Source organism: Chryseobacterium gwangjuense, assembly GCF_021311115.1.
Lineage (GTDB): Bacteria > Bacteroidota > Bacteroidia > Flavobacteriales > Weeksellaceae > Chryseobacterium > Chryseobacterium gwangjuense.
In genome coordinates, this window is record NZ_JAJTNP010000007.1 from 110,983 (window position 1) to 137,384 (window position 26,402).

Genomic DNA, 26,402 nt, shown 5'->3' on the forward strand with positions numbered 1-26,402 from the left:
TATGAGGTTTCCGTTTTGGGCGGCGGCTTTGCCGCCGCCCAAAACGGAAACTAAATTAATCTGCTAAATTCGGTGACAACCATTTTCTCGCTTCCTGTAAAGAAATTCCTTTTCTCTCTGAATAATCTTTTAACTGATCCTCCGCAATTTTTCCCAACCCAAAATACTTTGCGTGTGGACTTCCGAAATAATATCCGGAAACCGCAGCTGTTGGGAACATGGCTAAACTTTCAGTTAAATACACCCCGATATTTTCTTCTACTTTTAATAAGTCCCAGATCGCATGTTTTTCTAAGTGATCAGGACATGCAGGATAGCCAGGAGCCGGACGAATTCCTTTGTATTTTTCAGCAATTAATTCTTCATTGCTTAAATTTTCCTGATTCGCATATCCCCAATATTCAGTTCTGATTTTTTTATGTAAAAATTCGGCATAAGCTTCTGCAAAACGGTCAGCCAAAGCTTTTACCATAATTGCATTGTAGTCGTCATTTGCTTTTTCGTATTCTTCGGCCAATTCATCGGTCCCGAAACCTGTGGTTACACAAAAAGCTCCCATATAATCGGTTTTTCCTGAACTTTGAGGAGCAATAAAATCACTTAAAGCCAGATAATCTTTTCCTTTCGAACGTTGAGCCTGTTGTCTTAATGTCAGGAATTTTACTTGCTGTTCATTATTTTCGTTGAAGATCAAAATATCATCCGTTTCATTAGAATTTGCTTTAAAAATTCCAAAAATGGCTTTTGCAGTTAGTAATTTTTCTTCTAAAATTCTGTTTAAAATAACCTGTGCATCTTTAAAGAGTTCTTTTGCCTGAACTCCGACCACCTCATCTTCTAAAATATTCGGGTATTTCCCATGAAGATCCCAGCTTCTGAAAAAAGGAGACCAATCGATGAAAGACAGCAATTCTCTCAAATCCTGATTTTCAATAACCGTAACACCTAATTGATTCGGAGTGAAAATTTCTTCATTTTCCCAGTTGATTTTAAACTTATCTTTTCGGGCATCTTCAATCGAAACATAGTCTTTATCTACCTGTCTATTCAGGAATTTTTCTCTAAACTCCGAATAGTCGCTTTTTAAATCTTCAACATACTCTTTATTTCTGTCCCCCAACAATGAACTTACCACGTTTACCGCTCTGGAAGCATCATTTACGTGAACAACTGCATTTTTATATTTTAAATCGATTTTCACGGCGGTATGCGCTTTTGAGGTTGTTGCACCACCAATTAATAAAGGAAAATCTAAATTCTGTCTCTCCAGTTCCTGAGCGATATACACCATTTCATCCAAACTAGGTGTAATCAATCCGCTTAATCCGATAACATCTACTTTTTCCTCTATTGCAGTCTGAATAATTTTTTCGGCAGGAACCATTACTCCCAAATCAACAATTTCGTAGTTGTTACATCCTAAAACTACGCTCACAATATTTTTACCAATATCATGAACATCACCTTTTACAGTGGCCATCAGGATTTTCCCATTGGCTGGTTTTGATCCGTCTTTTTCAGCTTCGATATAGGGTTGTAAGTAAGCCACCGCTTTTTTCATTACCCTTGCCGATTTTACAACTTGTGGCAAGAACATTTTTCCACTTCCAAATAAATCTCCTACAACGCCCATTCCGGTCATTAGATTAATTTCAATAACGTGAAGCGGTTTTGCAGCCTGCTGTCTCGCTTCTTCCACATCTTCTTCGATAAAACGGTCGATCCCTTTTACCAAAGCGTGGGTAATTCTATCCTGTAATGGCTTTGTTCTCCATTCCAGATCTTCAACTTTTTCTTTTTTAACAGATTTATGTCTTTCAGAATAATCCAAAAGTCGCTCGGTAGCATCTTCTCTTCTGTCAAGTATTACGTCTTCAACTAATTCGAGAAGTTCTTTATTAATTTCATCATAAACCTCCAACATGGCAGGGTTTACAATTCCCATATTCATTCCCGCCTGGATTGCGTGGTACAGGAAAACCGAGTGCATCGCTTCTCTTACCGTATCATTTCCTCTAAAAGAGAAGGAAACATTACTCACTCCTCCACTCACAGAAGCGTAAGGCAAGTTCTGACGAACCCATCTTGTTGCTTCAATGAAGTCGATTGCATTTTTTCTGTGCTCATCCATTCCCGTCGCAACAGGGAAAATATTTAAATCGAAAATAATATCTTCTGCAGGGAAATGTAATTCATTCACCAAAAGATCATAAGAACGTTTTGAAATCTCAATTCTACGTTCATACGTATCGGCTTGTCCTACCTCATCAAATGCCATCACAATCATTGCAGCACCATATCTTTTAATGGCTTTTGCCTGTTTGATGAATTCTTCTTCTCCACCTTTTAAACTGATGGAATTCACCACACATTTTCCTTGAGCAACCTGTAATCCAGCTTCTAAGATTTCCCACTTCGAAGAGTCGACCATGATTGGGATTCTTGCGATATCCGGTTCGGAAGCAATTAAATTCAAAAATTTAATCATGGAAGCTTTCCCGTCAATCAGTCCGTCGTCGAAATTGACATCAAGAATTTGGGCACCGCCTTCAACCTGATGACGTGCAATATCGAGTGCTTCCCCGAATTTCTCTTCTTTTATTAACCTCAAAAATTTCTTCGACCCGGCAACATTGGTTCTTTCCCCAACATTGATAAAGTTACTTTCCGGCGTAATAATCAAAGGCTCGAGCCCTGATAATCTTAAATATTTCATCAACTTATTCTTCTAAAATATAGTATGCGTTATTCGCATTCTGCTTCAGCAAATCCACATGTTTGCCCAAAGCGGTGAAAATCGGAAACCGTTTGTAAGCCAAATGATGTTCTCTGGCAAATTCTTCGATTTCCTCTGTAATTTCATTATAATATAAATAGCTGTAGTTCGGGAAAAGATGATGGGCAACATGAAAGTTGAAATTCCCCAATACATTTCGTACGAACCAATTATTTTCTTGTAAATCATTAGTGACTTCAAACTGATGATGAAGCCAACTGAAAGGCAGCCCATTCTTTTCATCCAATTTTGGAAAGGCATTATCAGGAAGCGGATGTAATGGTAACAGTACAAAAAGGGCAAAAATACTTGCCGCAATCACCTGTAAAAACCAAGCTCCCAACGCCAAACCAACAGATACTTTAAAAAACAAAACCGGAACTGCAATCTGATAGAAAAAGTAAAACAGTTTAAAAGTCACCATTTTAATTTTTTCTTGTACAGGAATGGCTCCCTGGGTTTTCAGAATCACTCTTTCATTATCAAAAAAGTCTCTAAAATCACGGATAAACATCCAATTGAACAGATATAAAGGATACACCAAAAAGAAAAAGAAATGCTGATATTTCTGAACTCCTTTTGCCTTAATCCAAGGAACGATTAACAGAAGTCCGCTCTGCTCAATATCTGTATCCCAACCGTCAACATTCGGATAAGCGTGATGCGCAGCAATGTGTCTTTTTTTCCAGATGTAGGAATTAGCTCCCACAAAATCGAAAATCTGTAAAACCAGACTGTTTAATTTTTTGCTTTTATAAATATTGTTGTGGGCAGCTTCGTGAATTAGATTTAAATAAATCAACACCAAAGAAATCCCCATCAACACAAAACTCAAAATATAAATCCATGGTTTTTCGGCATTCAAAAGAGCAAACGCATACAAGCCAAAATAGACCAAAGGCAAAAGAATAGCTTTGATCTGAATATACAGGTCCCTGTTTTCGGGAATGGCTTCTACACGCTGGTTCACTTTTTTTCTTAATTCATTAAACAGCTTTGCATCCTCTGAATCTTTTAAGTAAATCGGCTTTTCCATTATCGTACATTTTGCGATGTAATTAAAGATAACACAAAAAACCGTTCCTTTTCTTATCAATTCAATGAAAAAATTCTATCAAATCAGACAAATTCCTTCAATTTTCTTGGTGGATATTGTGCTACCAAATCTGCAATCGCTTTGATATGCTCCGGTGTCGTTCCGCAACAGCCTCCGATAATATTGATTAATCCTTTTTCCACATATTCCTTTACTTGACTCGCCATATCTTCCGGCGTTTCATCATATTTTCCAAAAGCGTTTGGAAGACCCGCATTCGGATATGCCGAAATATGGAATTCTGAATTGTGAGCCAATGTTTCCAAATACGGAGTCAATTGATTTGCTCCCAAAGCACAATTGAAACCTACACTTAATAAATTCAAGTGGGAAACGGAGATTAAAAATGCTTCCGCAGTTTGTCCGCTCAACGTTCTTCCTGATGCATCGGTAATGGTTCCTGAAACCATGATCGGAATTTTGATTCCTCTTTCGTCCTGAAGTTCATCGATTGCAAAAAGTGCTGCTTTTGCATTTAGTGTATCGAAAATGGTTTCTACCAAAAGAATATCTGAACCTCCGTCTAATAAAGCCTCACATTGTTGTTTGTAAGCAACTCTCAATTCCTCAAACGTAATTGCTCTGTAACCAGGATCGTTTACATCAGGACTTAAGCTTGCCGTTCTGTTTGTCGGACCGATAGAACCTGCTACAAATCTTGGTTTATCCGGATTTTGAGCGGTGAATTCGTCACAAGCTTTTCTTGCGATTTTTGCAGATTCATAGTTCAATTCATACACCAGCTCTTCCATATGATAATCCGCCATTGCAATTGTAGTTCCCGAAAACGTATTGGTTTCGATGATATCTGCTCCTGCTTCGAGATATTTTTTGTGAACTTCTTCAATCGCCTGAGGCTGCGTTAATGACAACAAATCATTGTTTCCTTTTACCGGATGTGCCCAATCTTTGAAACGCTCGCCACGATAATCTTCTTCTTCAAATTTATATCGCTGAAGCATCGTTCCCATTGCTCCGTCAAGAATTAAAATTCTTTCGGATAATGCTTTGTATAGTTGTTCTGAATTTTTCATTTTCTTTTCTTTTTATCAAATCTTTCAAACCTTAGAACCTACTAATCCAGTGCTTGTTTTAAGTCTGCAATAACATCTTCTACATTCTCCAGACCTACTGAACAACGAACCAATCCGGCGGTAATTCCAACTTCATTTCTTTCGTCATCAGACAATTTTGAATGGGTTGTAGAAGCAGGATGGGTTACAATCGTTCTCGTATCTCCCAAATTGGCAGAAAGTGAACACATTTTAATTTTATCTAAAAAGTTTCTTCCACCTTCAATTCCTCCTTTAATTTCGAATGCCACAATATTTCCTCCTAACTTCATCTGTTTTTTTGCAATTTCATAGCTTGGATGAGATGGTAAGAATGGATATTTTACCAGCTCCACATTCGGATGGCTTTCTAAAAACTCGGCTACTTTTAAAGCGTTTTCGCAATGTTTTTCAACTCGTATTGCCAATGTTTCTAAACTTTTTGACAACACCCATGCATTGAAAGGGGACATTGCAGGACCTGTATTTCTTGCAAAAAGGTAAATTTCACGAATCAGATCTTCTCTACCGACTGCTACTCCGCCTAAAACACGACCTTGTCCGTCAATCAGTTTTGTAGCGGAATGCACTACGATGTCTGCTCCGTATTTAAGAGGTTGTTGTAAATATGGTGTTGCAAAACAGTTATCTACAATGAAAATCAGATTGTGTTTCTTTGCAATCTGTCCGAAAAATTCTAGGTCTAACACTTCAATCGCAGGATTAGTCGGTGTTTCCAGATATAAAATCTTAGTATTCGGTTGAATATATTTTTCTACGTTTTCCGCATCTTCGGCTTTGAAATAAGTGGTTTCGATATTCCATTTCGGGAAATATTTGGTAAACAACGTATGGGTAGAACCGAAAACCGACTGACAGCTTACGATATGATCTCCTGCATTTAAAAGCGTAGCAAAAGTTGAATAAATGGCTGCCATTCCTGTTGCGAAAGCATATCCAGCTTCTGCACCTTCCATTTTGGCAATTTTATCTGTGAATTCCGTTACATTTGGGTTTGAAAATCGGCTGTAAAGGTTCTTCGGTTTTTCTTCAGCAAAACTCGCTCTCATATCTTCCGCATCCTGAAAAATAAAGCTGGACGTAAGATATAAAGGCGTTGAATGTTCGTCAAACTGAGTTCTTTCAGTTTGGGTTCTTATCGCGAAGGTTTCAAAATTTTCCATATAGTTTTAAAATGTAGCAATGTTCAGTTTAGCAATGAGATTTTTCACTTTATTCAGAATGACAATAGTAATTAATATTTGATCAACTGTAACATTATTAAATTGTTATATTAATTTATTTTTTTTCACTTAGTCTTAAAATATCTCCGAAAACTCCTCTTGCCGTTACTTTTGCTCCGGCTCCGGCTCCCATGATCACGATTGGGTTTTCACCATAACTTTCGGTATAAATCTCGAAGATCGAATCTGAACCTTTCAGCTGTCCTAAAGCAGAAGTTGCAGGAACAGAAACCAAGTTCACATCAAGTTCACCTTTTTCTTTCTGTAAGTCTCCGTGTAAATCTCCAACATATCTTAACACGTGTCCCGGTTCCTGATTATCCTTAATTTTTTGATATTCTTCATCCAGTTCTTCCAATCTTGAAAGGAATTCTGATTTTGAAACTGAAAGCAAACTTTCCGGAACTAAATTCTGAATGTTAATATCTTCAAATTCATTGATCAGATCTAATTCTCTTGCCAAAATCAATAATTTTCTTGCGACATCACTTCCGGATAAGTCTTCTCTTGGATCAGGTTCTGTAAATCCTTTTTCCAGTGCTTCATTGATAATGGTCGAAAATTTATCGTTTCTCAAAGAAAAATTATTGAAAACATAGCTCAATGTTCCTGAGAAAACGCCTTTGATTCTTGTAATATTTTCTCCTGAAAGGTGTAATAATTTTATGGTATCAATTAACGGTAAACCAGCACCTACATTAGTCTCGTACAAATATTGTTTTTTATTTTTCTCTAATGATTTTCTTAAGTTTCTATAGCTTGCTATAGGAAGTGTATTATAGATTTTATTGGATGAAACAATATCAAAACCATTATCCACAAACACATCATAATGCTTTACAAAATCCTTACTCGCCGTGTTATCTACCATCACAAGATTTTCCAGATGATGTTCTTTTGCATAATCAATAAGACCTTCTACACTGGATTCTGTTTGGGAGTAATTCACTTTCTGTCTCCAGTCACTTCCAAAACCACCTTTGTTCAAAGCCATTTTTTTAGAATTGGCAATCGCAACGATTTTCAGCTGCAATCTTTTTCTCGTCAAAATATCGTGTGAAGAATCCAAAATCTGTTCTACCAAGGTTCCGCCCACATTTCCGTGTCCGATTAAAGCTAGATGAACTACTTTTGGTTTTCCATAGATTTCAGTTTCTACGATATTTTTTGCAATCTCCGTCTGATTATCGGTTACTACTATATTTACTCTTCCTGCAGATGCTATTTGGTTTAATAACAATGGGAAAATTTTGTTTCTTTGAAGTTCGGAAAGTATTTTATTGTAATTTTCAGATACAAATCCGATTACCGCTACGTTATTGATACTGTAGATATTACTTACCGTTCCTTTTGCTTTTTCGTTTTTAAATTCTTCAGAAAGAACACGTACTGCATCTTCCGCATCATTTTCATCTACCAAAACAGAAATTCCGTTCTCAATTGCCTGTTGAGAAATCACTCCTACACTAATTCCTGTATCGTTCAACACTCTAAAAATTCTTGAATCCACTCCGATGTGTCCAAGGAAGTCTTTTCCTTCAAAATTTACTAATGCTTTGTTTTGATAGATGTTGATAATATCTGATGTTGTCATATTTTCAGAATAGGTTTTATTATATTATTTAATTGTTTATACTCCATTAAAAAGGCATCGTGCCCATGAATTGATTGTATCTCGTGATAGAAAACATTTTCTTTTTTCGCTTTCAGTTTTTCAAAGCACATTCGAATCTCTGATGCCGGAAAAAACAAATCTGTATCTACTGAGATCAGGTGCATTCGCGCTTGTATTTTCTCCAGTTTTTGTTCATCAGCATTTATATTCATCAGTAAATGGTTCATCAGCTTATAAGATTTCAAACTAAATCTTTCGTTTAATGAATTTCCATGATAAACAAGCCAATCTTCTGACTCTAATTGTTGTTTTTCCTGATTATATTTATTTTGAAATCTGTTATTTAAAGATTCCGGTGTTCTGTAACAAAGCATCGCATGGATTCTTGCTTTTTGTAAAGGTTCATCATCCTGATTTAATAAGAATTTCTGAACCAGACATTGTGCATGAAGCCAGTCATGAGTTTTAAAATCGCAGGCAATAGGTATAAAAATTTCGGTTAATTGCGGATTTTTCGCAAGCATTTCCCAACCGATTCCACCACCTAAAGAACCTCCAATAATGGCGTGTAAACTTTTAATATTTAAAATTTCAAGACCTTTTAAAAAGATATTCGCAATATCCGAAGGCGTGAAATCTTCATATTCATCAATAAAAAAATCATCGTAACCGTTTCCGGGAATATTGAAACATAGAACCGTGTATGTATTTGTATCAATGACCTGATTTTCTCTGATCAATTGTTTCCACCAGCCATTTTCACCAGAAACATTAGAATTTCCGGTTAAAGCGTGGTTCACTAAAATGATCGGTGCAGCAAACAAGTCTTTCCCGAAAAGCTGATAGCTCAACGAGATATTGTATTCCTTTAGAGAATCTGTCTGATACGTAAAATTAATATAGTTTAGTTCTGTTTTCAATTCTATTATGTTTTAATACAATTGAAAATGCCACAGGAAATGGCTGAAAAGAACTTCAGTAAGTTATCTGTCCAAAAATAAATTCGGTAGAACGTAGCACCTTCTTTGCTTTCACAAAGGGTTGCTAAGGTTTCATAGGGTCTAATCCCTCAACCTTTCTTGATAACATTTTCAATATTTGAATGAACGAATGGTGCAAAGATAGAACATTTCTTTTACATATTAAAAAAAATTATTTTAAAGCCAGAATTCCTTTAAGCAAAAGATATACAACATAATATTAATTTTTCTTCAGATTCAACATGTTGGAATTTTTTCTTAAAAAAACTAACTTCGTATTGAAAAATGCTGAACTATGACTGCTGAAAAACAAAGACTAAAAGATTCGAACTGGAAAAACTGGGGTCCATACGTAAGCAACCGACAATGGGGAAATGTACGCGAAGACTACAGCTCAAACGGTGATGCATGGAATTTTGCCAATCATAACACTGCAGAAAGCTATGCCTTCCGTTGGGGAGAAGAAGGAATTGCCGGAATCTCTGATGTAAAGCAGCTTTTCTGTTTTGCTTTTTCTTTTTGGAACAAAAAAGATAAGATCGTAAAAGAACGTTTCTTTGGTTTGAGCAACCCTGAAGGAAATCATGGGGAAGACATCAAAGAAATTTTTTATTATCTGGATAATACACCTACGCACAGTTATATGAAGATGGTGTACAAATATCCTATCAATGCTTTCCCTTATGATAAAATTCGTTCAGAAAATGCAAAGAGAAGCAATAAAGAACCCGAATATGAAATCATTGATACCGAAATTTTTGACAAGGATGAATACTTTGATATTTTCATTGAATATGCCAAAGCGGATCATAACGATATTTTAGTAAGAATCACAGTCTGCAACAGAAGTGAGATCAATGCTCCTCTTGTGATTGCACCAACTATCTGGTTTAGAAATAATTGGAAATGGGGATATAATACCTATAAAGCTCAATTAAATGCAGGTAATGACGGAACTATCAACATAAGCCATGACAGCATTTCCATTAAAAAGTTTTATTCAAGAAGCAATAATACCCAAAGTGTTTTTTGTGATAATGAAACCAACAATCCTAAATTGTACGGTACCCCTTATCCGGGAAGTACTTATTTCAAAGATGGGATTAATGACTACATCGTTTCTGGAAGCAATACTATAAATCCTGAAAAAACAGGAACTAAAGCTTCATTCCTGATCGATGAAACTATCGAAGCGGGAGCCTCTAAAGCTTTTGATTTCAGATTATCTCCAAATGAGCTGGATGAACCATTTGATCAGTTTGATCAAATATTTACACAGAGATTGGATGAAGCTAATGAATTTTATAATGAAATTCAGAGTGATGTAGTGGATAACGATGAAAGAAATGTTCAGCGACAGGCTTTTGCAGGTTTACTTTGGAACAAACAGTTTTATCATTACAATGTCGGAAAATGGCTGAAAGGCGATCCTAATTTTGATGCTCCGAGAGATTTCAGCAATTATGTTCGAAATACGGAATGGAATCACATGCATAACAAAGACATCATTTCCATGCCCGACAAATGGGAATATCCTTGGTATGCGACTTGGGATTTAGCATTTCACTGTGTTCCTTTTGCCATTATTGATGCTGAGTTCGCTAAGGGACAACTTCTTTTATTGACAAAGGAATGGTATATGCATCCGAACGGGCAGCTTCCTGCGTATGAATGGAATTTAAGTGATGTAAACCCTCCTGTTCATGCATGGTCTTGTTTCCGTGTTTTTAAAATTGATGAAAAACAAAATGGAAAACCTGACCTCTTATTTTTAGAAAAAGTTTTCCAAAAGCTTCTTCTGAATTTCACCTGGTGGGTCAACCGAAAGGATAAAAACGGTAAAAACATTTTTGGAGGAGGTTTCCTGGGTCTCGATAATATCGGAGCTTTTGACCGAAATATGATTTTAAAGGACGGACAACATCTTGAGCAAGCCGACGGAACAAGCTGGATGGCAATGTACGCTTTAAATATGATGCGAATTGCAATGGAACTGGCTCAGTATTATCAGGTTTACGAAGATATGGCCATTAAGTTTTTTGAACATTATCTTTATATCGCAGAAGCGATGGAAAACCTGGGTGAAGGGACAAAAGGACTATGGAATGAGGAAGACGGATTTTTCTATGATGTGCTTCAGCTTGGAAATGGTGACAGCGTTTCTTTAAGATTAAGAAGTATTGTGGGCCTGATTCCAATGTTTGCTGTGGAAATTGTTGATCATAAATTATTGGAAAGCATGCCCAACTTCACTGCAAGAATGGAATGGATCCTGAAAAATAAACCTGAGCTTACCAAGCTCGTTTCTCACTGGGATGAAGAAGGGCAAGGAAGAAAACATCTTATGAGTATTCTCCGTAAGAACAGATTAAGCAAAGTATTAACAAGAATGCTTGATGAAAAAGAGTTTTTAAGTACTTACGGAATCCGTGCCATGTCGAAAGTGTATGAAGAAAATCCGTTTATATTTTCTGTTCATGGTGTTGAAAATGTTGTGTATTATACGCCTGCAGAAAGTGACAGCCGAATGTTTGGAGGCAACAGCAACTGGAGAGGACCGATTTGGTTCCCCATCAATTTCCTGATTGTGGAAAGTTTACAGCGTTTTCACTATTATTACGGAAACAGTTTGAAAGTAGAATTCCCGACCGGAAGCGGTGACAAACGAAATCTTGATGAAGTCGCTCAGAATATCAGCAATAGATTATGTTCTATTTTCTTGAAGGATGGAAGCGGACAGCGTCCGTTCAACGGAGGAAATGCGAAGTTTAATTTTGACGAAAATTTTAAAGATTATATCACCTTTTTTGAATATTTCCATGGTGACAATGGTCGTGGAGTCGGCGCATCGCATCAGACAGGATGGACTGCAACGGTGGCAAAGCTGATGAAGCCGAGATTAATGTAAATAAATTAAAAAAATTAGGGTATCAGAACCGAACAAAATGTTCAAATTCTGATACCCTAAAATATTAGTAATTTTATTCTAATTAGTTACCTCTTCTCCGTTTACAAAAACTTCATATCCTATTTCTACATTAGGCTCTAATGTTTTTGAAACAGAACAGTATTTTTCAAAAGATAGCTGAGCTGCTTTCTGTGCTTTTTTAGGATCAATATTTCCTTCTAAAAGAAATTTAACCTTAATCGCTTTGAATGGTTTTGCATCTTCAACAGGAACACGCTCTCCTTCTACCTCAGCTTTAAAACCGGTAATTTCCTGTCTTTGTTTTTTCAGGATAGAAACTACGTCGATTCCACTACATCCTGCCACTGCCATCAGAACACTTTCCATGGGAGAAACTCCTTTTGCTCCCGGCTGAGAAGTATTATCTAATAAGATTGAATTCCCTTGAGAGTTGGTACATTCAAATAAAAAATCGTCGTTGATTCTGTTAAGTGTTATTTTCATTTTATAATTTTAATTTTTAAATATTTATTCTTATATCGAAAAAGCATTTGTGGATAAATATTTCTACTTTTCAATTCAAACCGTAGTCCAGCATTTTGCCAATGCAATGTTAGCGGGAGTTTTTACTTGTAGTTTATTTTATGATTTAATTCAATTGGATTATTTTCTTGTAAAATATTATTTTGCATTTCTTTATTCTTTATAGAAATATCCACTGTATTACCTTTCGCGTCGGTAAATGTAGCGGTTTTCCAACCTTTTGAATTTATATCAAATGGATCATTATAATATGATTTTGCAAGTATTTCATATTTTTCCCAATCAATTTTTATTGCTTTTTTGCGTGCGTCAAAAATATTCCCGCCTTTTTTGACTTCTATCAAATTAAATGAATATTCATTGTTTAAATCTTGAATAGAAATAATCAGTCCAGGTAAACCATTAAAAATATAGGGACCATCTCCAAAAGGTAATTCTGTAGTAAACCAAGCAATCCAGTTTCTTCCTCCATAATTGGTTTCTGCTTTTTGAGATTTATATTTTCCAATAATTTTTTGTTCGGAAGTTATTTTCCAATCTAATATTTCCTCAATCGGAAGAAAATAATCTGTTCCCAAATAAGTTATTACTTTTTCAATTCTTTTTTGAGCAAGATTCTTTTTGACATAGAATTTATTTTCAACACCCATATTATACCTTCCGTTTCCATTATTCAACTTTATTGAATCGTTTTTTTTGTCTAGTGAATCTCTAAAAACTGAAATATTATTTTTTAAATCCAAAATCATATTCTCGGAATAAACATCATCTGCTTTTTCTGAATTCAGTTTGTATTTTGTTTCGTAAATAAAACTAAATTTTTGTGAGAAGCAAAAGGTAGAAATTCCAAGAAAAAATATTATAAATTTCATTTTTGATGAGTGTTTGTTTTAAATTTCTGCTAACATCTGCATTTAGAATTTTATGTCGTCTGTCTTGCAATAAAATTTAGGATCACAATTTGTAATTTCACAGCCTGCGAAATAATACTTCTTTTTATTTTTTTTCATAAAACTTGTAGTAACTAATCCATAAAAAATAGAAAGAACATTTTTATTTGTGTTACAAATTGGGCAAGTTGAGCTTTTATTTTCTCGGTATTTACAAAATTTATTAGCAATTAGCTCCACTTTCGTATCTCCATTAATTTCGATATCAAATTCATTTTTGATATAATCATCATTTTCGATAATGTTTAGTTTATATTTACCCTTTTCTATCTCTCCAAAATCAAATTTCCCTTCACTATCAGTTTTGGTTTTGTAAGTATTATTACTAGAAATATTAACTAATTTTAAAATAAACTGGGGCAAATATATTTTTTTAACTAATGTATCATTAATCGTTCCGCCTAATGACTGAGACCACAAACTAGTTGAAAATGTTATTAGAAAAAGTAAAACGAGCTTTTTCACTTAAGTATATTTGTACAAAATTACAAAATCCCTCTCGCTTTTATCTCAAGATACTTATTGATCACATCAATATTTAAATTTTCAGGAAGTGTATAGACTGAATAAATACCATATTTTCTAAGCTCCTGAATGATTAGTTTTTTCTCAAATTCAAATTTTTCAGCGACAATTTCATCATAGATCTCCTGCATATTTTCAGGATTTTTATGCATCAATGTCTGTATCTCTGAGTTTTTAAAGAATACTACAACCAGCAAATGGTTTTTAGCAATTCCACGAAGATATTTTAACTGCCTGTTCAGTCCGTCTAACGTTTCAAAGTTGGTAAATAACAAAACCAAGCTTCTTTGATTGAGAGAATATTTTACATCCTGATATAACCTGTTGAAATCACTTTCAAAGAAATCTGTTTTAACGTTATATAAAGCTTCAGAAATTTTCTTTAGCTGTCCGGATTTATTATCTGCAGCAACTCTGTTTTCGGCTTTTTTAGAGAAAGTCATCATTCCTGCTCTATCTCCTTTTTTCAGAATGATATGTGACAAGGCCATCGTCGCATTGATCGAATAATCAAGAAGGCTTAATCCGTTAAACGGCATTTTCATCGTTCTTCCTTTATCAACCAGCATAAAAATACGTTGTGCCTTTTCATCCTGAAACTGATTCACCATCAATCTATTGGCTTTGGAAGTCGCTTTCCAGTTGATCGTTCTTACATCGTCTCCGGGAACATATTCTTTGATCTGCTCAAATTCCATGGTATGTCCCAGTTTTCGTATTTTTTTGATTCCTCCCAATAAAAATTCGTTTTGAAGCGCCATCAATTCATATTTTCTTAAATGAATAAATGAAGGATAGGAAGGAAGCATCGCATCTTTCTGAAAAGTAAATCTTTTCGCAACTAAACCTATCGATGAAGAGACAAAAATATTTAAAGCTCCAAAACTATATTCACCTCGTTCTTTAGGCTCTAAAATGTATTCAAAAAATGAATTCCTGCCTGCTTCAATATTTTTTTCGATCATGAAATCTCTTTTCTGAAACTGAAAAGGAATTTCATCAATCACTTTTACATGAATTTTAAACCGATAGTTGTTTTTAATATCAATTTTCACAGGGTTTTCATCACCGTTTGACAGTTTTTCCGGCAATATTCTCTGTGATAAGACTCCTTCTTTTTTATTAAAAACAAACAGATAATCTACCATTACCGCTAAAAAACAGATCAACAATAAAGCATGCGCAACGATCATCAGGAAAGGAAAGAAAAATGCAAAAACATAAATAATCCCCACTCCGATGAGTGTGAAGAAAAAGCGTGTATTGATGTATAGGTTTTTCATTTTTAAGGTTGCAGGTCTTAGATTTTAGGTTGCAGTTTTTTAGTGCTTGTTTTAAGTTTCTTTCAATGAATTAATAAGTCCGTTCAGCATTTTTGAGATTTCTATAATGTCCTGATTTAATTTTATATAATTTTCTTCTTCTAAAAATTTAAGATTTCTGGAAATAATTAATTGAGTTTCAACTTCGGCACAACTTCCTCTCGAAATTTTTAAGAACTGAAGGTAATCCGGCTTACTTCTTCTAGAGTTTCCTTCAGCAATATTTGACGGAATCGAAACTGCTGCTCTTCTAATTTGAGATTTTAGACCAAAAGTTTCATCTTTAGGAAAAGCTTCACTTATTCTGTAAATTTCAGTTACAAAATCAATTGATTTCTGCCAAACTAAAAGCTCTTTAAAATTAGCCATACATGAAACTTTTAAACGTCGAATTGCAAAACTATAATCTATAATCTACAACCTTTTACCTGCTACCTACCTAGGAATCTCTATTCCTTCTAAAATTTGTCGAATGATCTCATCGGCAGTCAATCCTTCCATTTCTCTTTCAGGAGAAACAATAACTCTGTGTCTTAATACTGCATAGCTTGCTTCTTTGATGTCTTCCGGAGTTACAAAATCTCTTCCTCTTAATGCTGCAAAAGCTTTTGAAGCCGTCAACAACGCTAAACTCGCTCTTGGAGAAGCTCCTAAGTATAAAAACTGGTTTTCTCTGGTATTGATGATGATTTTAGCAATATATTCTATCAACTGAGATTCTACAATGATCTCTTTTACCAGATGTTGATAATTTTTAAGCTGTTGAGCCGTAATCACACGCTCTACAACTTCTGTTTTATCTTCTTTTTTACTTTCGTGCTGATTTTTAATGATCGCTATTTCCTGCTCAAGATTCGGATATTTTACATTGATCTTGAAAAGAAAACGGTCTAACTGAGCTTCAGGAAGTCGATACGTTCCTTCATGTTCGATCGGATTTTGAGTCGCAACAACCAAGAATGGTTCATCCATTACATAGCGGGTTCCGTCCATTGTGATCTGTCTTTCCTCCATTACTTCAAAAAGAGCCGACTGTGTCTTTGCCGGTGATCTGTTGATCTCATCAATCAACACGAAGTTTGAAAAAATAGGTCCTTTTTTAAATTCAAATTCTGAATTTTTCACACTAAAAACTGAGGTTCCCAAAATATCTGAAGGCATTAAATCCGGAGTAAACTGAATTCTGCTGAAATCCACATCAATTGTTTTTGCCAGTAATTTTGCAGTAATGGTTTTCGCCACTCCCGGAACACCTTCTATAAGAACATGACCATTCGATAAAAGCGCCGCCAAAAGATGTTCGACCATATCTTCCTGACCGACAATCACTTTAGCAATTTCAGTTTTTACTTTTTCTAAACTTGTACGAAGTTCGATCATGTCTAAGCGAGACTGAAAATTCCCTTCTTTTTTTTCAATATCTACAGAAATCTGAGTGTCTAAATTTGGGTTTTCAAAATTATCCATACTATTATGTTTTTCAATCTAACAATGTATCAATTTAACGGTTTACCAATTGAATGGAATACGTTTTTCAATATTGTTACATTACTAGATTATTAGATTGTTATATTTTAATGATTTCATCCAGCAGCTTATTCATCCTCACAAGGTCTTCCTTCATCACACTGGAATAAGGATCCTGTCCTTTTTTGATCAGTGTAATTGCCTCAGCAATCATTTCTATAGGTTTTCCTGTTTTTAAATAAAGTTTTTTGGCAAAATCCTCATCCAGATTCTGAGTATCTATTAAAAGATCGAGTCTTACTTTATTTAAAAAATATTGGGCTTTTTTCGCCATCATATCATGGAAATCTCCTTCCTGAAGGTATAAATTACCAATACTTTTTACAAATTCTGCAGAGGTATTTCTCAACGGTTCTATGATTGGAACTATTCTCTGTTTTCTTTTAGCATTAAAGAAAATAAATAATACCAAGCCTCCTAAAAGTACCCACCAAGCGTATTTCAATGCAGGTTTTGATAGGATAAACCTCATAAAAAACCTAGATTCTTTCGTGTTGCTTTCTACAAACCAAAGCGTATCTCTGTCCTGAAGATAAGAAAATACATCCTGAAAATATTTTACATTTCCTTTTTTAAGCAAATAATAATTGGTGAGGAACAACGGTTCACAATGCACATAGAAATTACCTTTTCCAAATTTCGCTTTGATAAAGTTTGCTTGATCTGAGTTATTTTTCTCTACAGTCTTACCCAGAACCTCAACTCCGGGTTTTATGTAAGAAAAGCCTCTTCCTGAAGGGAATTTATCTAAATGGATAAAGTCTCCTTGATATTTTTTATCGGTAAGCTTTATATAGTTTTCATCTTCGAAAGAAATCTGAGAATCATAATAACCAATGCTATCTGAAACGGGTTTAGGAAGTTGGCTTGTAATAATCATCGCATCGGAACCTTTGGAAACCTGATCCATTATTTTTTTCCAGGATTCCATATCAATTTCGCTTTCGATGACAAGAATATTATGAGCCGGTTTATTTTTATTCTGATTGTAAAACTCATAAGCTGAAATATCAACTTTCTTCAGTTTTCCTTTAAAAAGATCTTTGCTTTCATGGTTGAAAACGAATAGTCCGAAAGGGGATTTTTCATCTACATCAAAATTTTTGCGCCAATCCGTAACTTCTTTTTTATTCACTTCAAGCAATGCCAATATCACCATAATAATGATGAATATCAAAGCATATATTTTGAAAGTCTTGTTCATTTATTCTAAATTAATTACAGTTTGAAAGATTGATATTGCTGTTTAAATCTGGAATAATCTTCTTTATCGATACTGAATTCACCATACCAAACATAATCGAAAATATAAGACAGATTTGAAAATTCATTCTTTAATAGGTTTTCTTTTAATTCTGCCACATAATCTTTATTTGTTTTTTCAGGATTCCAGACGATAATTTTACGATCACTCAGTTTTTTCAGGATAAATAAGAACTGATATCGAACTGCAGACCGATAATCTCCATTATTTTCAAACCGGGCAATGCTTTCCGGGAAGTTGATTTCATGAATATTTTCATGAAGTTCTTTCGCTTCAATATCCAGCTTTTTATTTTTCTTGCCGAAAATAAAGCCGCCATCTTTACCCATCAAGTATCTGATGATGAAGTATAACAAAAATCCGATTAACACAATGGCAAACAAGCGTATAATCACTTCTGTAATTGTTCCGGAGCTGCTCCCACTGGTTTTTCCAAAAATACTTTCGATGATTTTGATAATTTTTCGCTGAAGCTTTTCAAAAAAAGATTCTCTGGGCTTCGAGGTAGAATAATCAAACTCATTCCCTTTGTATCTCGACTGTATATTTTCTTTAATCTTCTTTGGATAAACCGTGTTCTCCGTAACAGGCTGTTTCAATAACACAGAATCTGCACGATTCATGCCTCTATAATGTTCCTCGCTTAACGAATCGATTGCTTCTACATCTACAACAGACGTAGGTTCGCTTTCCTGTGCAAAAGAAAACCCGGTCGTAATAAGAAGTAAAAAAAGAAGGATCTTATTCATTAACTCCAATCGTATCAATTTCTGCCAATTCCATTTTCTGGTGAAGATCTGTTCTGTTATCATAATACATCAACCCTGCGTTTATATACAGTAGATTTGAAGTAAATAACGAAACCAATAATGAAATTCCGTAAAGTATAAAAAACACTATTCCGAAATTCCCACTAAGAGGATTCTGTTCAAAGTTTCCATCCGGAGCCGTAGTCGTTAATGTAGCAAAAAACATCATCATTGGTATAGCCGTAAAGATCATCGAAATAACATACAAAATGATGGAAATAATAAGAGTACTTCCCCAATATTTCCAATAAGGAGATCCTTCTCTTGCGTTTGAATAGGAGAACTGAGCTCGTATAGAATAGCTTAAGCTTTCAAAAAAACCTCGTGTAGAGTTGAAATAATCATACATTAAAAATGTGATTGCATTAAACAATGTAGGTCCTACAAAGAGCATAAGAAAAAAACCTATAACAATAATCATCAATGCATAAGACACTCCAAAAACAATCAATGACAAAGGCATAACGATGAAAGTCATTCCCAGACATAAAATGATTATTTTTTTGAAGTTCTTTTTAAAATCTCCTAAAATATCGTCTGTTTTTATTTTGCTTTCTCCTGCTGCCAATCTTTTCAGGTAAAAAACCGGATAGAGATAATTGATAATCATTAAAATGATAAACAGCACGAATGTGATAATCCCTACCGTTAAAAACATTCCTAAATTATCCTCAAAATAATTTTCAAGGAAATAACTCTGTCCACTAATATTGGAACCTAAAACCTGCCCAAAAAGTTCTTTAAAACCGAAAATGAACACAACGACCATCAAGATCATAAGAAGTCCGTTCAGTAAAATATAGTTTTTGAAATAATTTTTACCGTAAAGTTTAAAGAAAGAGAAGCTATCGCTGATAAATGCTCCAAAATCTCTTTTTTTATAAAACTGCATCATGTATGTTTTTATTAATTTTTTTATTCACCATAGAAGGGTACACAAAATAGTAAAACCCGATAATTCCCAATGATCCTAAAATAATAATGATATTCAGTATCAAAGGCATTTTTAACGCGTGTCTCGTCACATATCCTTCAATAATTCCGGCACAAATGGTAAAGGGAACTGTACTCAGAAATATTTTAAAGGAATCTTTGAATCCTATTTTTAAAGAATTGAATCTGGAAAGTGTTTTCGGAAACAAAATGGAAGCTCCTAAAATCAATCCGCACATGGCCTCAACAACCATTGAAAAAATTTCAAAAACTCCGTGAAGCCAGATTCCTCTTGCACTGTCTTTCAACGCTCCGTACTCATAAAAGAAATACTGAAAAGAACCCAGCATAATACTGTTCGACAACAAAGCGAACAAAGTTCCGACCCCGCAGAAAATTCCGTACAGATAAAGTTTGGCTCCTACTCCGATGTTATTAAAAATAATCCCGATGGTACTTCCCCATGTAGAACCGCTTTGATACACACCTACTGCATTTCCTTTTTTAATGTTTTCAACCGTCATGTTTACATAATCTTCTCCCAAAATGATATTGGCAAAATCTTTATCATAAATGGCAGAAACTACTCCCATAGAAGTAAAAAGAATAAAAAAGAGAAAAGCATAGAGAAGATACCTTCTGTATTGAAATACTAAAAGAGGAACTTCAGTTGTAAAGAAATATATAATACGGTTTTCTTCTACTCTTTTCGTTTTATAAATCTTCTGATAAATCTGAGAAGAGAGATGATTTAAGTAAACCGTAGTGTTACTTTTGGGATAATACGTTTGTGCAAAAGAAAGATCATTGATGAGATTAATGTACAGCGAAGAAAGGTCGTCCGGATTTTTTTTTATTTTCCCCTGAATAACCTGCTCAATTCCCAACCATTTTTCTTTATTTTGTTTAATGAAATAAACCTCTCTCATAATTGTAAGGCTAAAATAATAAAAAATATGTCTCAAATTGCGATTAACACCTCACAAAATGTCAACATTAATTTTAATGTTGCAAGCGTGGGCGAAAGAATGCTAGCTTTTATCATCGACCTGCTTATAAAAATCGCTTATGTGATCGTTATCTTTTATTTATTTTTCAATGTTCTGGATTTAGGTTACTTACTGGATGGGCTGGATCGATGGTCTCAAATGGCAATTTATATTGCTCTTACTTTTCCCGTATCCATTTATCCATTAGTCCTGGAAAGTCTTATGGAAGGGCAAACTCCCGGTAAAAAGGTGGTAAAAATAAGGGTTGTAAAAATTGATGGATATCAGGCAAGTTTTGGAGATTATCTTATACGCTGGGTATTCAGAATTATTGACACCTTATTTGCAGGAGTCATCGGTTTGATTTCTATGATTGTTTCTAAAAACAATCAACGTTTGGGAGACATTGCTTCAGGAACGGCAGTTATTTCATTGAAAAACAGCATCAATATTTCTCATACTATTCTGGAAAATATACATGAAGATTATATTCCTACTTTTCCACAGGTGATTGCTTTAAGTGATAATGATATGAGAATCATTAAAGACAATTACCAAAAAGCATTAAGGATAGATGACAGACAGGTTATCAATAAGCTTTCTGAGAAAATTAAAAGCATTCTGAAGCTGGAAACAGATCCTACAATGACTGAGAGGCAATTTATAGGAATCATCATTAAAGATTATAACTATTATACTGGGAAAGACAGTTAATGTCAATTTTGCTTCGCAAGTGAATTGTGAATTTTTAATTCGATTTTAAAATTGACGAGTGAAACGAATTGACCATCCCCAATTCATATTCTTTTCTTGATCTACATCAAAACTCCGACGGTGTAATTTTTGTACTTTTATCAATATCAAAAAACATCAGTTATGCAATTTGAAAATCATAAATCCGGAAACGGTGGAGTTCTCACTTTAAACAATGAGGTTAAAGAAGTCGGAAGATTGACCTACACGATTTTCCCTGAAGAAAACAGGTTCATCATTTCTTTCGTACTGGTTCACCCTGAATTTGAAGGTCGCGGAATGGGAAAGTTTCTGGTGGAAGAAGCCATTAAATTTGCCAGAGAAAATAATTGGAAAGTTTACCCTCACTGTTCGTATGCGAGATCTATAATGATGAGAATGAATGATGTGGAAGATATTTTTTTAAAGAACTAAAACTTCATTCACAAGAATCTCTTCAATATCATTTGGATAATCTACCTTCAGATGCTGGTCGTTATTCACCCAGTTTTCTATTTCTTCAAGCTGTAAAACCTTTGAATTGGGAACTCCCATTTTGTCTAAAGCACATGCATTGCATTCTTGCTCATATTGATTATGAATAGGAATAACGAATAGTTTTTTATCCATAAAAAGAGCTTCAGCCGGACTTTCAAAACCTGCATTACACAAAATCCCTTCACAATTTTCGAAACTGCTTAAATACTGAATTTCGTCAATCGGATACACCTCAACATTGCTGTCTCTAAACTGAAGTTTCGTGTATTTGGAAAAGACTTTCCATTCAACCGGAATCTGTTTTAAAACTTTAATGATATTTTCATCTGAAAAACTCGGAAGATATACCAGGTAAAAGCCTTTTTTATCCGGATTAAGATTTCTTATTTTCTTCCTGATAACGGGTTTTTTAATTTGAGGATGATAGTTTTCAAAATGAAACCCGATTTTCCTTTCACTGGGAACGTAATATTCCAGGATCAACTCTCCTAAAAAGTCTCTTTTCTCAGGCTTTGGAGCTTCTTTAAAACTCATTGAAGCTTGATGACTCAGTTCTATCATAGGAAGCTTTTTCAACTTACAAGCCCAACCTGTTATAGGTTCATAATCATTGATGATTAAGTCATATTGTGAAAGCTCAATCTCTCTGATCGTTTTTACGGCTTTCAAGAATTCATTATCGAAAAACGTTTTTCTATATGATAAACCGCCTGTTTTATTGTAAAGAAGGGAAATGCCTTTGTGTTGGAAATTAATATCAAAATCAGCCTTTAATTGCGATTGGTGTCCACTGATTAAAGTATCGATTTCTCCATATTTTTTAAGAATAGGAATAATTTCCTGTGCTCTTGCTACATGCCCGTTTCCGGTTCCCTGAAATGCATATAATATTTTCATTTAGAAAAATTGGTTACCAGTTTCAAAAGCTCATCATTGGGAATATCCTGAATTTCTTCGGTTTCATCATCTTTTAGCAGGTGCTTATGTTCATCATAATAAAAAATTTTCCATTCATTATCATGATATTCCAAAGCAGATAAATTTTCTATCCAATCTCCGGAATTGAGATAAGTACAGGATCCCTTTTTAGTGACCACTTCACGAATTTGAGGTTGATGAATATGTCCACAAACCACATAATCATAATGATTGTCAATCGCCAGTTCAGAAGCCGTTAATTCAAAATCGCCAATATACTTGACCGCTTTTTTCACATTATTTTTAATCTTTTTTGAAAATGAATATTTTTCTTTACCCATTTTCTCTAAAAACCAATTTACAACATTATTGATGACGATCAGCAAATCATAACCTTTTCCGCCCAGTTTTGCAATCCATTTGGAATGCTGTACTGACGCATCGAAGACATCTCCGTGAAAAATCCAGGTTTTTTTATTATTGATATCCAAGCAGATTTTATTACAGACTTTTAATTTTCCCAACTCGAAATCTGTAAATTTCCGGAACATTTCATCGTGGTTTCCGGTAATATAGAATACTTCCGTATTTTTTGTAGCCAAAGAAAGAATTTTCTTAATGACTTTTAAATGAGGTTTAGGAAAGTAAGACTTTTTGAACTGCCAAATATCAATGATATCTCCATTCAAAACTAAAGTTTTAGGCTGAATAGAATTCAGATATTGTAATAATTCTTTAGCCTTACATCCATAAGTCCCCAAATGAACATCCGAAATGACAACCAACTCAATGTTTCTCTTCATAGATGATTTTATGCAAAGAAACTAATTGAAAATTAACTGTATATGAATGCTATGTTATTTTTTATAGAGAGTTCATCAACTCTTCTGTGATTTCCATATTGTGATAAACGTTTTGTACATCATCATCATCTTCGAAACGCTCAAGCATCTTCATATTTGCTTTGAACTGCTCTTCGTTCACTTCTTTTGTATTGTTTGGAATTCTTTGTAGCTCTGCACTTTTTGCTTCTATACCTAATTCATCCAATTTATGAGACAAAGACCCGAAATCTTCAAAAGCAGTTGTAATCATTACTTCTTCTTCATCTTTTTCCACATCTTCCGCTCCACCGTCAATCATTTCCATTTCAAAATCATCCCAATCCATTTTAATTAGAGATAAATCGATGGTGAAAATTCCTTTTCTGTCAAAAATAAATGCTAATTCACCATTTTTTCCAAGATTTCCGTCAAACTTATTAAAAATGGCTCTAACGTTAGCAACAGTTCTTGTTGTATTGTTTGTAGTACATTCTACGAAAAAAGCAACACCGCCTTGTCCGTATCCTTCATACGTAATTTCTTCATAGTTTTCTGCATCTGCTCCACTTGCCTTCTTAATTGCTCTTTCTACATTATCTTTTGGCATGTTTGCCCCTTTTGCATTCTGGATACATCTTCTTAATGCCGGATTCGACTCAGGGTCAGTTCCTCCTGCTTTAACTGCTAAAGCAATGTCTTTACCTATTTTAGAAAAAGTTTTAGCCATTTTGTCCCATCTGGCCATTTTAGAAGCTTTTCTATATTCAAACGCTCTTCCCATTTTTATTTTAAATTTTCCACAAAATTAATTAAAAGTCTACGAAAAAAAAATACCCCCAAAAAAATGGAGGTATTTATTATTTAGAAAAATAAGTTATTTTTTCTTTTTAGCTGGAGCTTTTTTCTTAACCGCTTTTTTAGCTGGTTTCGTAGCTACAACGATATCATTTTTCTTGTAAGTTTCCCAATCAGCACCTGAGATTGCTCTTACGATAACTTTTCTATCAGCTTGTCTTTCTGCATCTGTAGCAGTTGCAGGAACTTTAGCCTCTTGAGAACCGATACCGATAGACTTAAGAGTGTTAGGGTTAATACCTCTAGCCTCTAATGCTCCTACTACAGCAGCAGCTCTTTGTCTAGATAAGTTCAAGTTATAAGCAGCAGAACCTTTAGCATCTGTCATACCTACTACTAGGAAGTTAGCCTCATCAGCTTCTTTGATAATTCTAGCAGCAGTATCTAACTTACCGTTTGATTCTGGTCTGATTGTAGCTTTGTTGAAATCAAATAAGATATCTTTCAATGTCTCGTTGATTTTCACTACTGGTGGTTCAGCTGGTTTAGGACAACCGTTGTATTCTGGTAAACCAGGAACTGTAGGACAAGCATCATCTTTATCTAAGATACCGTCACCATCTGTATCTGGCCAAGGACAACCATTGTTTTCAGCAGGACCTGCTACTGTAGGACAAGCATCATCTTTATCGATAATACCGTCACCATCTGTATCTGGCCAAGGACAACCGTTGTTTTCTACTGGACCAGCAACTTCTGGACATTGATCGTCTTTATCTGGAATACCATCTCCATCTGTATCAGGACATCCTTGGAATTCTGGTAAACCTGGTGTATCAGGACAAAGATCATCTTTATCTAAGATACCATCCTTATCTCTATCTCTGTTACCAAATCTAAAGTTCAAAGATGCTGAAGCTTGCCAGAAGTTAGCAACAGTTGATTTATCTCCAGGAGTTGAAACATAGTCACCTTGAACTCCTAAACCGAAGTTTTTAGTTACCCAAAAGTTAACACCTGCACCTGTAGAAACTGTAAAGTGGTTTGCTTTACCGTTTTCATTCCCATTATCTCCGTTAGACACAACTTGCCCATTAGCATCTGTTCTTGGGAAAGAAAGACCTGTATAGTCATGTCTTAAGTAGTTAGCACCAACTCTTAAATATGGATCGAACCAAGATTCTTCATTCCATAAAAGACCTGCTGCTTTAGCTTGGAAACCAAGACCAGTCATTAACATGAATTCTTTACCCATGTTGAATCTCTTGTTTTCTACATTCCCAACAGAAGTCTGCCAGTCAATAACTAAACCTTTACCAATGTTTCTAGCTACTGTAAGCTTAGACAATGGTGGAGTAATAGAGAAGTTGTTCACATTGAACATTGTCTTCGTCAAATTATTAGCAGAAAACGTATTACTGAAGTTTCCTCTTTGTGCCAAGTGGTTCTCCGCATGAGCACCAACTCCGATCAACCAAGGATTGTTGGTCGTCTGAGCGAACACAGTAGAAGCAACAGTAAGCGCCAATGCTGAAATTCCTAATTTTAGATTTTTCATAGAATTAAATGATTAAATAATTGATAATGCAAAATAAATATAATTTTTCTTTATATACAAAGTTTTTTAGATGATTTTTAACTTTTCTTTAATATTCTATCCAGGTTTCGTTTATTTTCTCTATCTTTTATGCTTTCCCTTTTATCAAAGAGTTTTTTCCCTCTACCCAAGGCAATTAAGACCTTTGCTTTTCCCCTGTCGTTGATATATAATTTTAAAGGTATGATTGTATTTCCTGCATCCTTTAATTTCTTTTCCAGTTTTTGTAATTCTTTTTTGTGCAAGAGCAATTTCCGTTCCCTTTTTGTTTTGTGATTATAAAAAGTTCCCAATTTATATTCATCAATCATCATATTAATAATGTATAATTCCCTATCAATAAACTGACAGAACGATTCTGCAATAGAAGCTTTAGAAGAACGTAAAGATTTTATTTCCGTACCCGTTAAAACCATTCCGGCTTCATATTCTTCGAGAATTTCGTACTCAAATCTGGCTCTTCTGTTTACTATATTGACTGTCTTTTCAATCTTCATTTTAAAAT

General features: G+C 34.6%; 24 protein-coding genes and 1 riboswitch. Of the genes, 3 read left to right on the forward strand and 21 right to left on the reverse strand.

Annotated elements, in window-relative coordinates:
* Positions 1–55 precede the first annotated feature (55 nt).
* From metH to LV842_RS14625, 6 genes are all read right to left on the reverse strand, one after another.
* Positions 56–2,716, reverse strand: coding sequence for a methionine synthase (gene metH, locus LV842_RS14600; RefSeq protein ID WP_233112179.1), 2,661 nt, complete (start codon positions 2,714–2,716; stop codon positions 56–58).
* 4 nt (positions 2,717–2,720) lie between these two features.
* Positions 2,721–3,812 (reverse strand): fatty acid desaturase family protein, encoded by a 1,092-nt coding sequence (locus LV842_RS14605; RefSeq protein ID WP_233112180.1) that lies wholly within the window; start codon positions 3,810–3,812, stop codon positions 2,721–2,723.
* An 83-nt stretch (positions 3,813–3,895) separates the two neighbouring features.
* Positions 3,896–4,906, reverse strand: coding sequence for a homocysteine S-methyltransferase family protein (locus tag LV842_RS14610; protein ID WP_233112181.1), 1,011 nt, complete (start codon positions 4,904–4,906; stop codon positions 3,896–3,898).
* Positions 4,907–4,947: 41 nt separating this feature from the next.
* Positions 4,948–6,108, reverse strand: coding sequence for an O-succinylhomoserine sulfhydrylase (locus LV842_RS14615; RefSeq protein WP_233112182.1), 1,161 nt, complete (start codon positions 6,106–6,108; stop codon positions 4,948–4,950).
* Between the two features lie 115 nt (positions 6,109–6,223).
* A complete protein-coding gene (locus LV842_RS14620; RefSeq protein ID WP_233112183.1) occupies positions 6,224–7,762 on the reverse strand; it encodes an ACT domain-containing protein in 1,539 nt (512 codons plus the stop codon).
* Positions 7,759–8,703, reverse strand: a complete 945-nt coding sequence (locus LV842_RS14625; protein WP_233112184.1) for an alpha/beta fold hydrolase — start codon at positions 8,701–8,703, stop codon at positions 7,759–7,761. The genes LV842_RS14620 and LV842_RS14625 overlap by 4 nt, the downstream gene beginning before the upstream one ends.
* Positions 8,704–8,763: 60 nt before the next feature.
* Positions 8,764–8,872: riboswitch (SAM riboswitch) on the reverse strand.
* 186 nt (positions 8,873–9,058) lie between these two features.
* Here LV842_RS14625 and LV842_RS14630 point away from each other — a divergent pair.
* Positions 9,059–11,671 (forward strand): MGH1-like glycoside hydrolase domain-containing protein, encoded by a 2,613-nt coding sequence (locus LV842_RS14630; RefSeq protein ID WP_233112185.1) that lies wholly within the window; start codon positions 9,059–9,061, stop codon positions 11,669–11,671.
* A 78-nt stretch (positions 11,672–11,749) separates the two neighbouring features.
* Here LV842_RS14630 and LV842_RS14635 read toward each other — a convergent pair whose 3' ends face one another.
* The 10 genes from LV842_RS14635 to LV842_RS14680 all read right to left on the reverse strand — a co-directional run bounded on the left by LV842_RS14635 (position 11,750) and on the right by LV842_RS14680 (position 20,473).
* A complete protein-coding gene (locus tag LV842_RS14635; protein WP_233112186.1) occupies positions 11,750–12,175 on the reverse strand; it encodes an OsmC family protein in 426 nt (141 codons plus the stop codon).
* Between the two features lie 122 nt (positions 12,176–12,297).
* Positions 12,298–13,086 carry a GLPGLI family protein gene (locus LV842_RS14640; protein ID WP_233112187.1) on the reverse strand — a complete coding sequence of 263 codons (789 nt, stop codon included), beginning with the start codon at positions 13,084–13,086 and terminating at the stop codon, positions 12,298–12,300.
* Between the two features lie 42 nt (positions 13,087–13,128).
* Positions 13,129–13,629 (reverse strand): hypothetical protein, encoded by a 501-nt coding sequence (locus tag LV842_RS14645; protein ID WP_233112188.1) that lies wholly within the window; start codon positions 13,627–13,629, stop codon positions 13,129–13,131.
* A 20-nt stretch (positions 13,630–13,649) separates the two neighbouring features.
* Positions 13,650–14,972: a DUF58 domain-containing protein gene (locus LV842_RS14650; protein ID WP_233112189.1), complete on the reverse strand. Its 1,323-nt coding sequence runs from the start codon at positions 14,970–14,972 to the stop codon at positions 13,650–13,652.
* Positions 14,973–15,023: 51 nt separating this feature from the next.
* Entirely contained in the window at positions 15,024–15,380 is a 357-nt protein-coding gene (locus LV842_RS14655) for a four helix bundle protein (RefSeq protein ID WP_233112190.1), read from the reverse strand.
* Between the two features lie 66 nt (positions 15,381–15,446).
* Positions 15,447–16,478, reverse strand: coding sequence for an AAA family ATPase (locus tag LV842_RS14660; RefSeq protein WP_233112191.1), 1,032 nt, complete (start codon positions 16,476–16,478; stop codon positions 15,447–15,449).
* Positions 16,479–16,578: 100 nt separating this feature from the next.
* Complete coding sequence (locus tag LV842_RS14665) at positions 16,579–17,742, reverse strand: hypothetical protein (RefSeq protein ID WP_233112192.1); 1,164 nt, start codon at positions 17,740–17,742, stop codon at positions 16,579–16,581.
* 14 nt (positions 17,743–17,756) lie between these two features.
* A complete protein-coding gene (locus LV842_RS14670; protein WP_233112193.1) occupies positions 17,757–18,551 on the reverse strand; it encodes a DUF4129 domain-containing protein in 795 nt (264 codons plus the stop codon).
* Positions 18,544–19,503 carry a DUF4013 domain-containing protein gene (locus LV842_RS14675; RefSeq protein ID WP_233112194.1) on the reverse strand — a complete coding sequence of 320 codons (960 nt, stop codon included), beginning with the start codon at positions 19,501–19,503 and terminating at the stop codon, positions 18,544–18,546. The genes LV842_RS14670 and LV842_RS14675 overlap by 8 nt, the downstream gene beginning before the upstream one ends.
* Positions 19,490–20,473 (reverse strand): stage II sporulation protein M, encoded by a 984-nt coding sequence (locus tag LV842_RS14680; protein ID WP_233112195.1) that lies wholly within the window; start codon positions 20,471–20,473, stop codon positions 19,490–19,492. Before LV842_RS14680 ends, LV842_RS14675 begins: the two co-directional genes overlap by 14 nt.
* A gap of 27 nt (positions 20,474–20,500) precedes the next feature.
* Between LV842_RS14680 and LV842_RS14685 the strand changes: the two genes are divergently transcribed.
* Positions 20,501–21,247, forward strand: a complete 747-nt coding sequence (locus LV842_RS14685; RefSeq protein ID WP_233112196.1) for an RDD family protein — start codon at positions 20,501–20,503, stop codon at positions 21,245–21,247.
* 162 nt (positions 21,248–21,409) lie between these two features.
* Entirely contained in the window at positions 21,410–21,700 is a 291-nt protein-coding gene (locus LV842_RS14690; RefSeq protein ID WP_233112197.1) for a GNAT family N-acetyltransferase, read from the forward strand.
* Here the strand turns inward: LV842_RS14690 and LV842_RS14695 are convergent.
* The 5 genes from LV842_RS14695 to smpB all read right to left on the reverse strand — a co-directional run bounded on the left by LV842_RS14695 (position 21,689) and on the right by smpB (position 26,394).
* Positions 21,689–22,660, reverse strand: coding sequence for a glycosyltransferase family protein (locus LV842_RS14695; RefSeq protein ID WP_233112198.1), 972 nt, complete (start codon positions 22,658–22,660; stop codon positions 21,689–21,691). The two genes, LV842_RS14690 and LV842_RS14695, sit on opposite strands and share 12 nt — an antisense overlap.
* Positions 22,657–23,484: a UDP-2,3-diacylglucosamine diphosphatase gene (locus LV842_RS14700; protein ID WP_233112199.1), complete on the reverse strand. Its 828-nt coding sequence runs from the start codon at positions 23,482–23,484 to the stop codon at positions 22,657–22,659. Before LV842_RS14700 ends, LV842_RS14695 begins: the two co-directional genes overlap by 4 nt.
* Before the next feature lie 61 nt (positions 23,485–23,545).
* A complete protein-coding gene (locus LV842_RS14705; RefSeq protein ID WP_233112200.1) occupies positions 23,546–24,286 on the reverse strand; it encodes a YebC/PmpR family DNA-binding transcriptional regulator in 741 nt (246 codons plus the stop codon).
* A 93-nt stretch (positions 24,287–24,379) separates the two neighbouring features.
* A complete protein-coding gene (locus LV842_RS14710; RefSeq protein WP_233112201.1) occupies positions 24,380–25,858 on the reverse strand; it encodes an OmpA family protein in 1,479 nt (492 codons plus the stop codon).
* 77 nt (positions 25,859–25,935) lie between these two features.
* Positions 25,936–26,394, reverse strand: coding sequence for an SsrA-binding protein SmpB (smpB, locus tag LV842_RS14715; RefSeq protein ID WP_233112202.1), 459 nt, complete (start codon positions 26,392–26,394; stop codon positions 25,936–25,938).
* Positions 26,395–26,402: the final 8 nt, after the last annotated feature.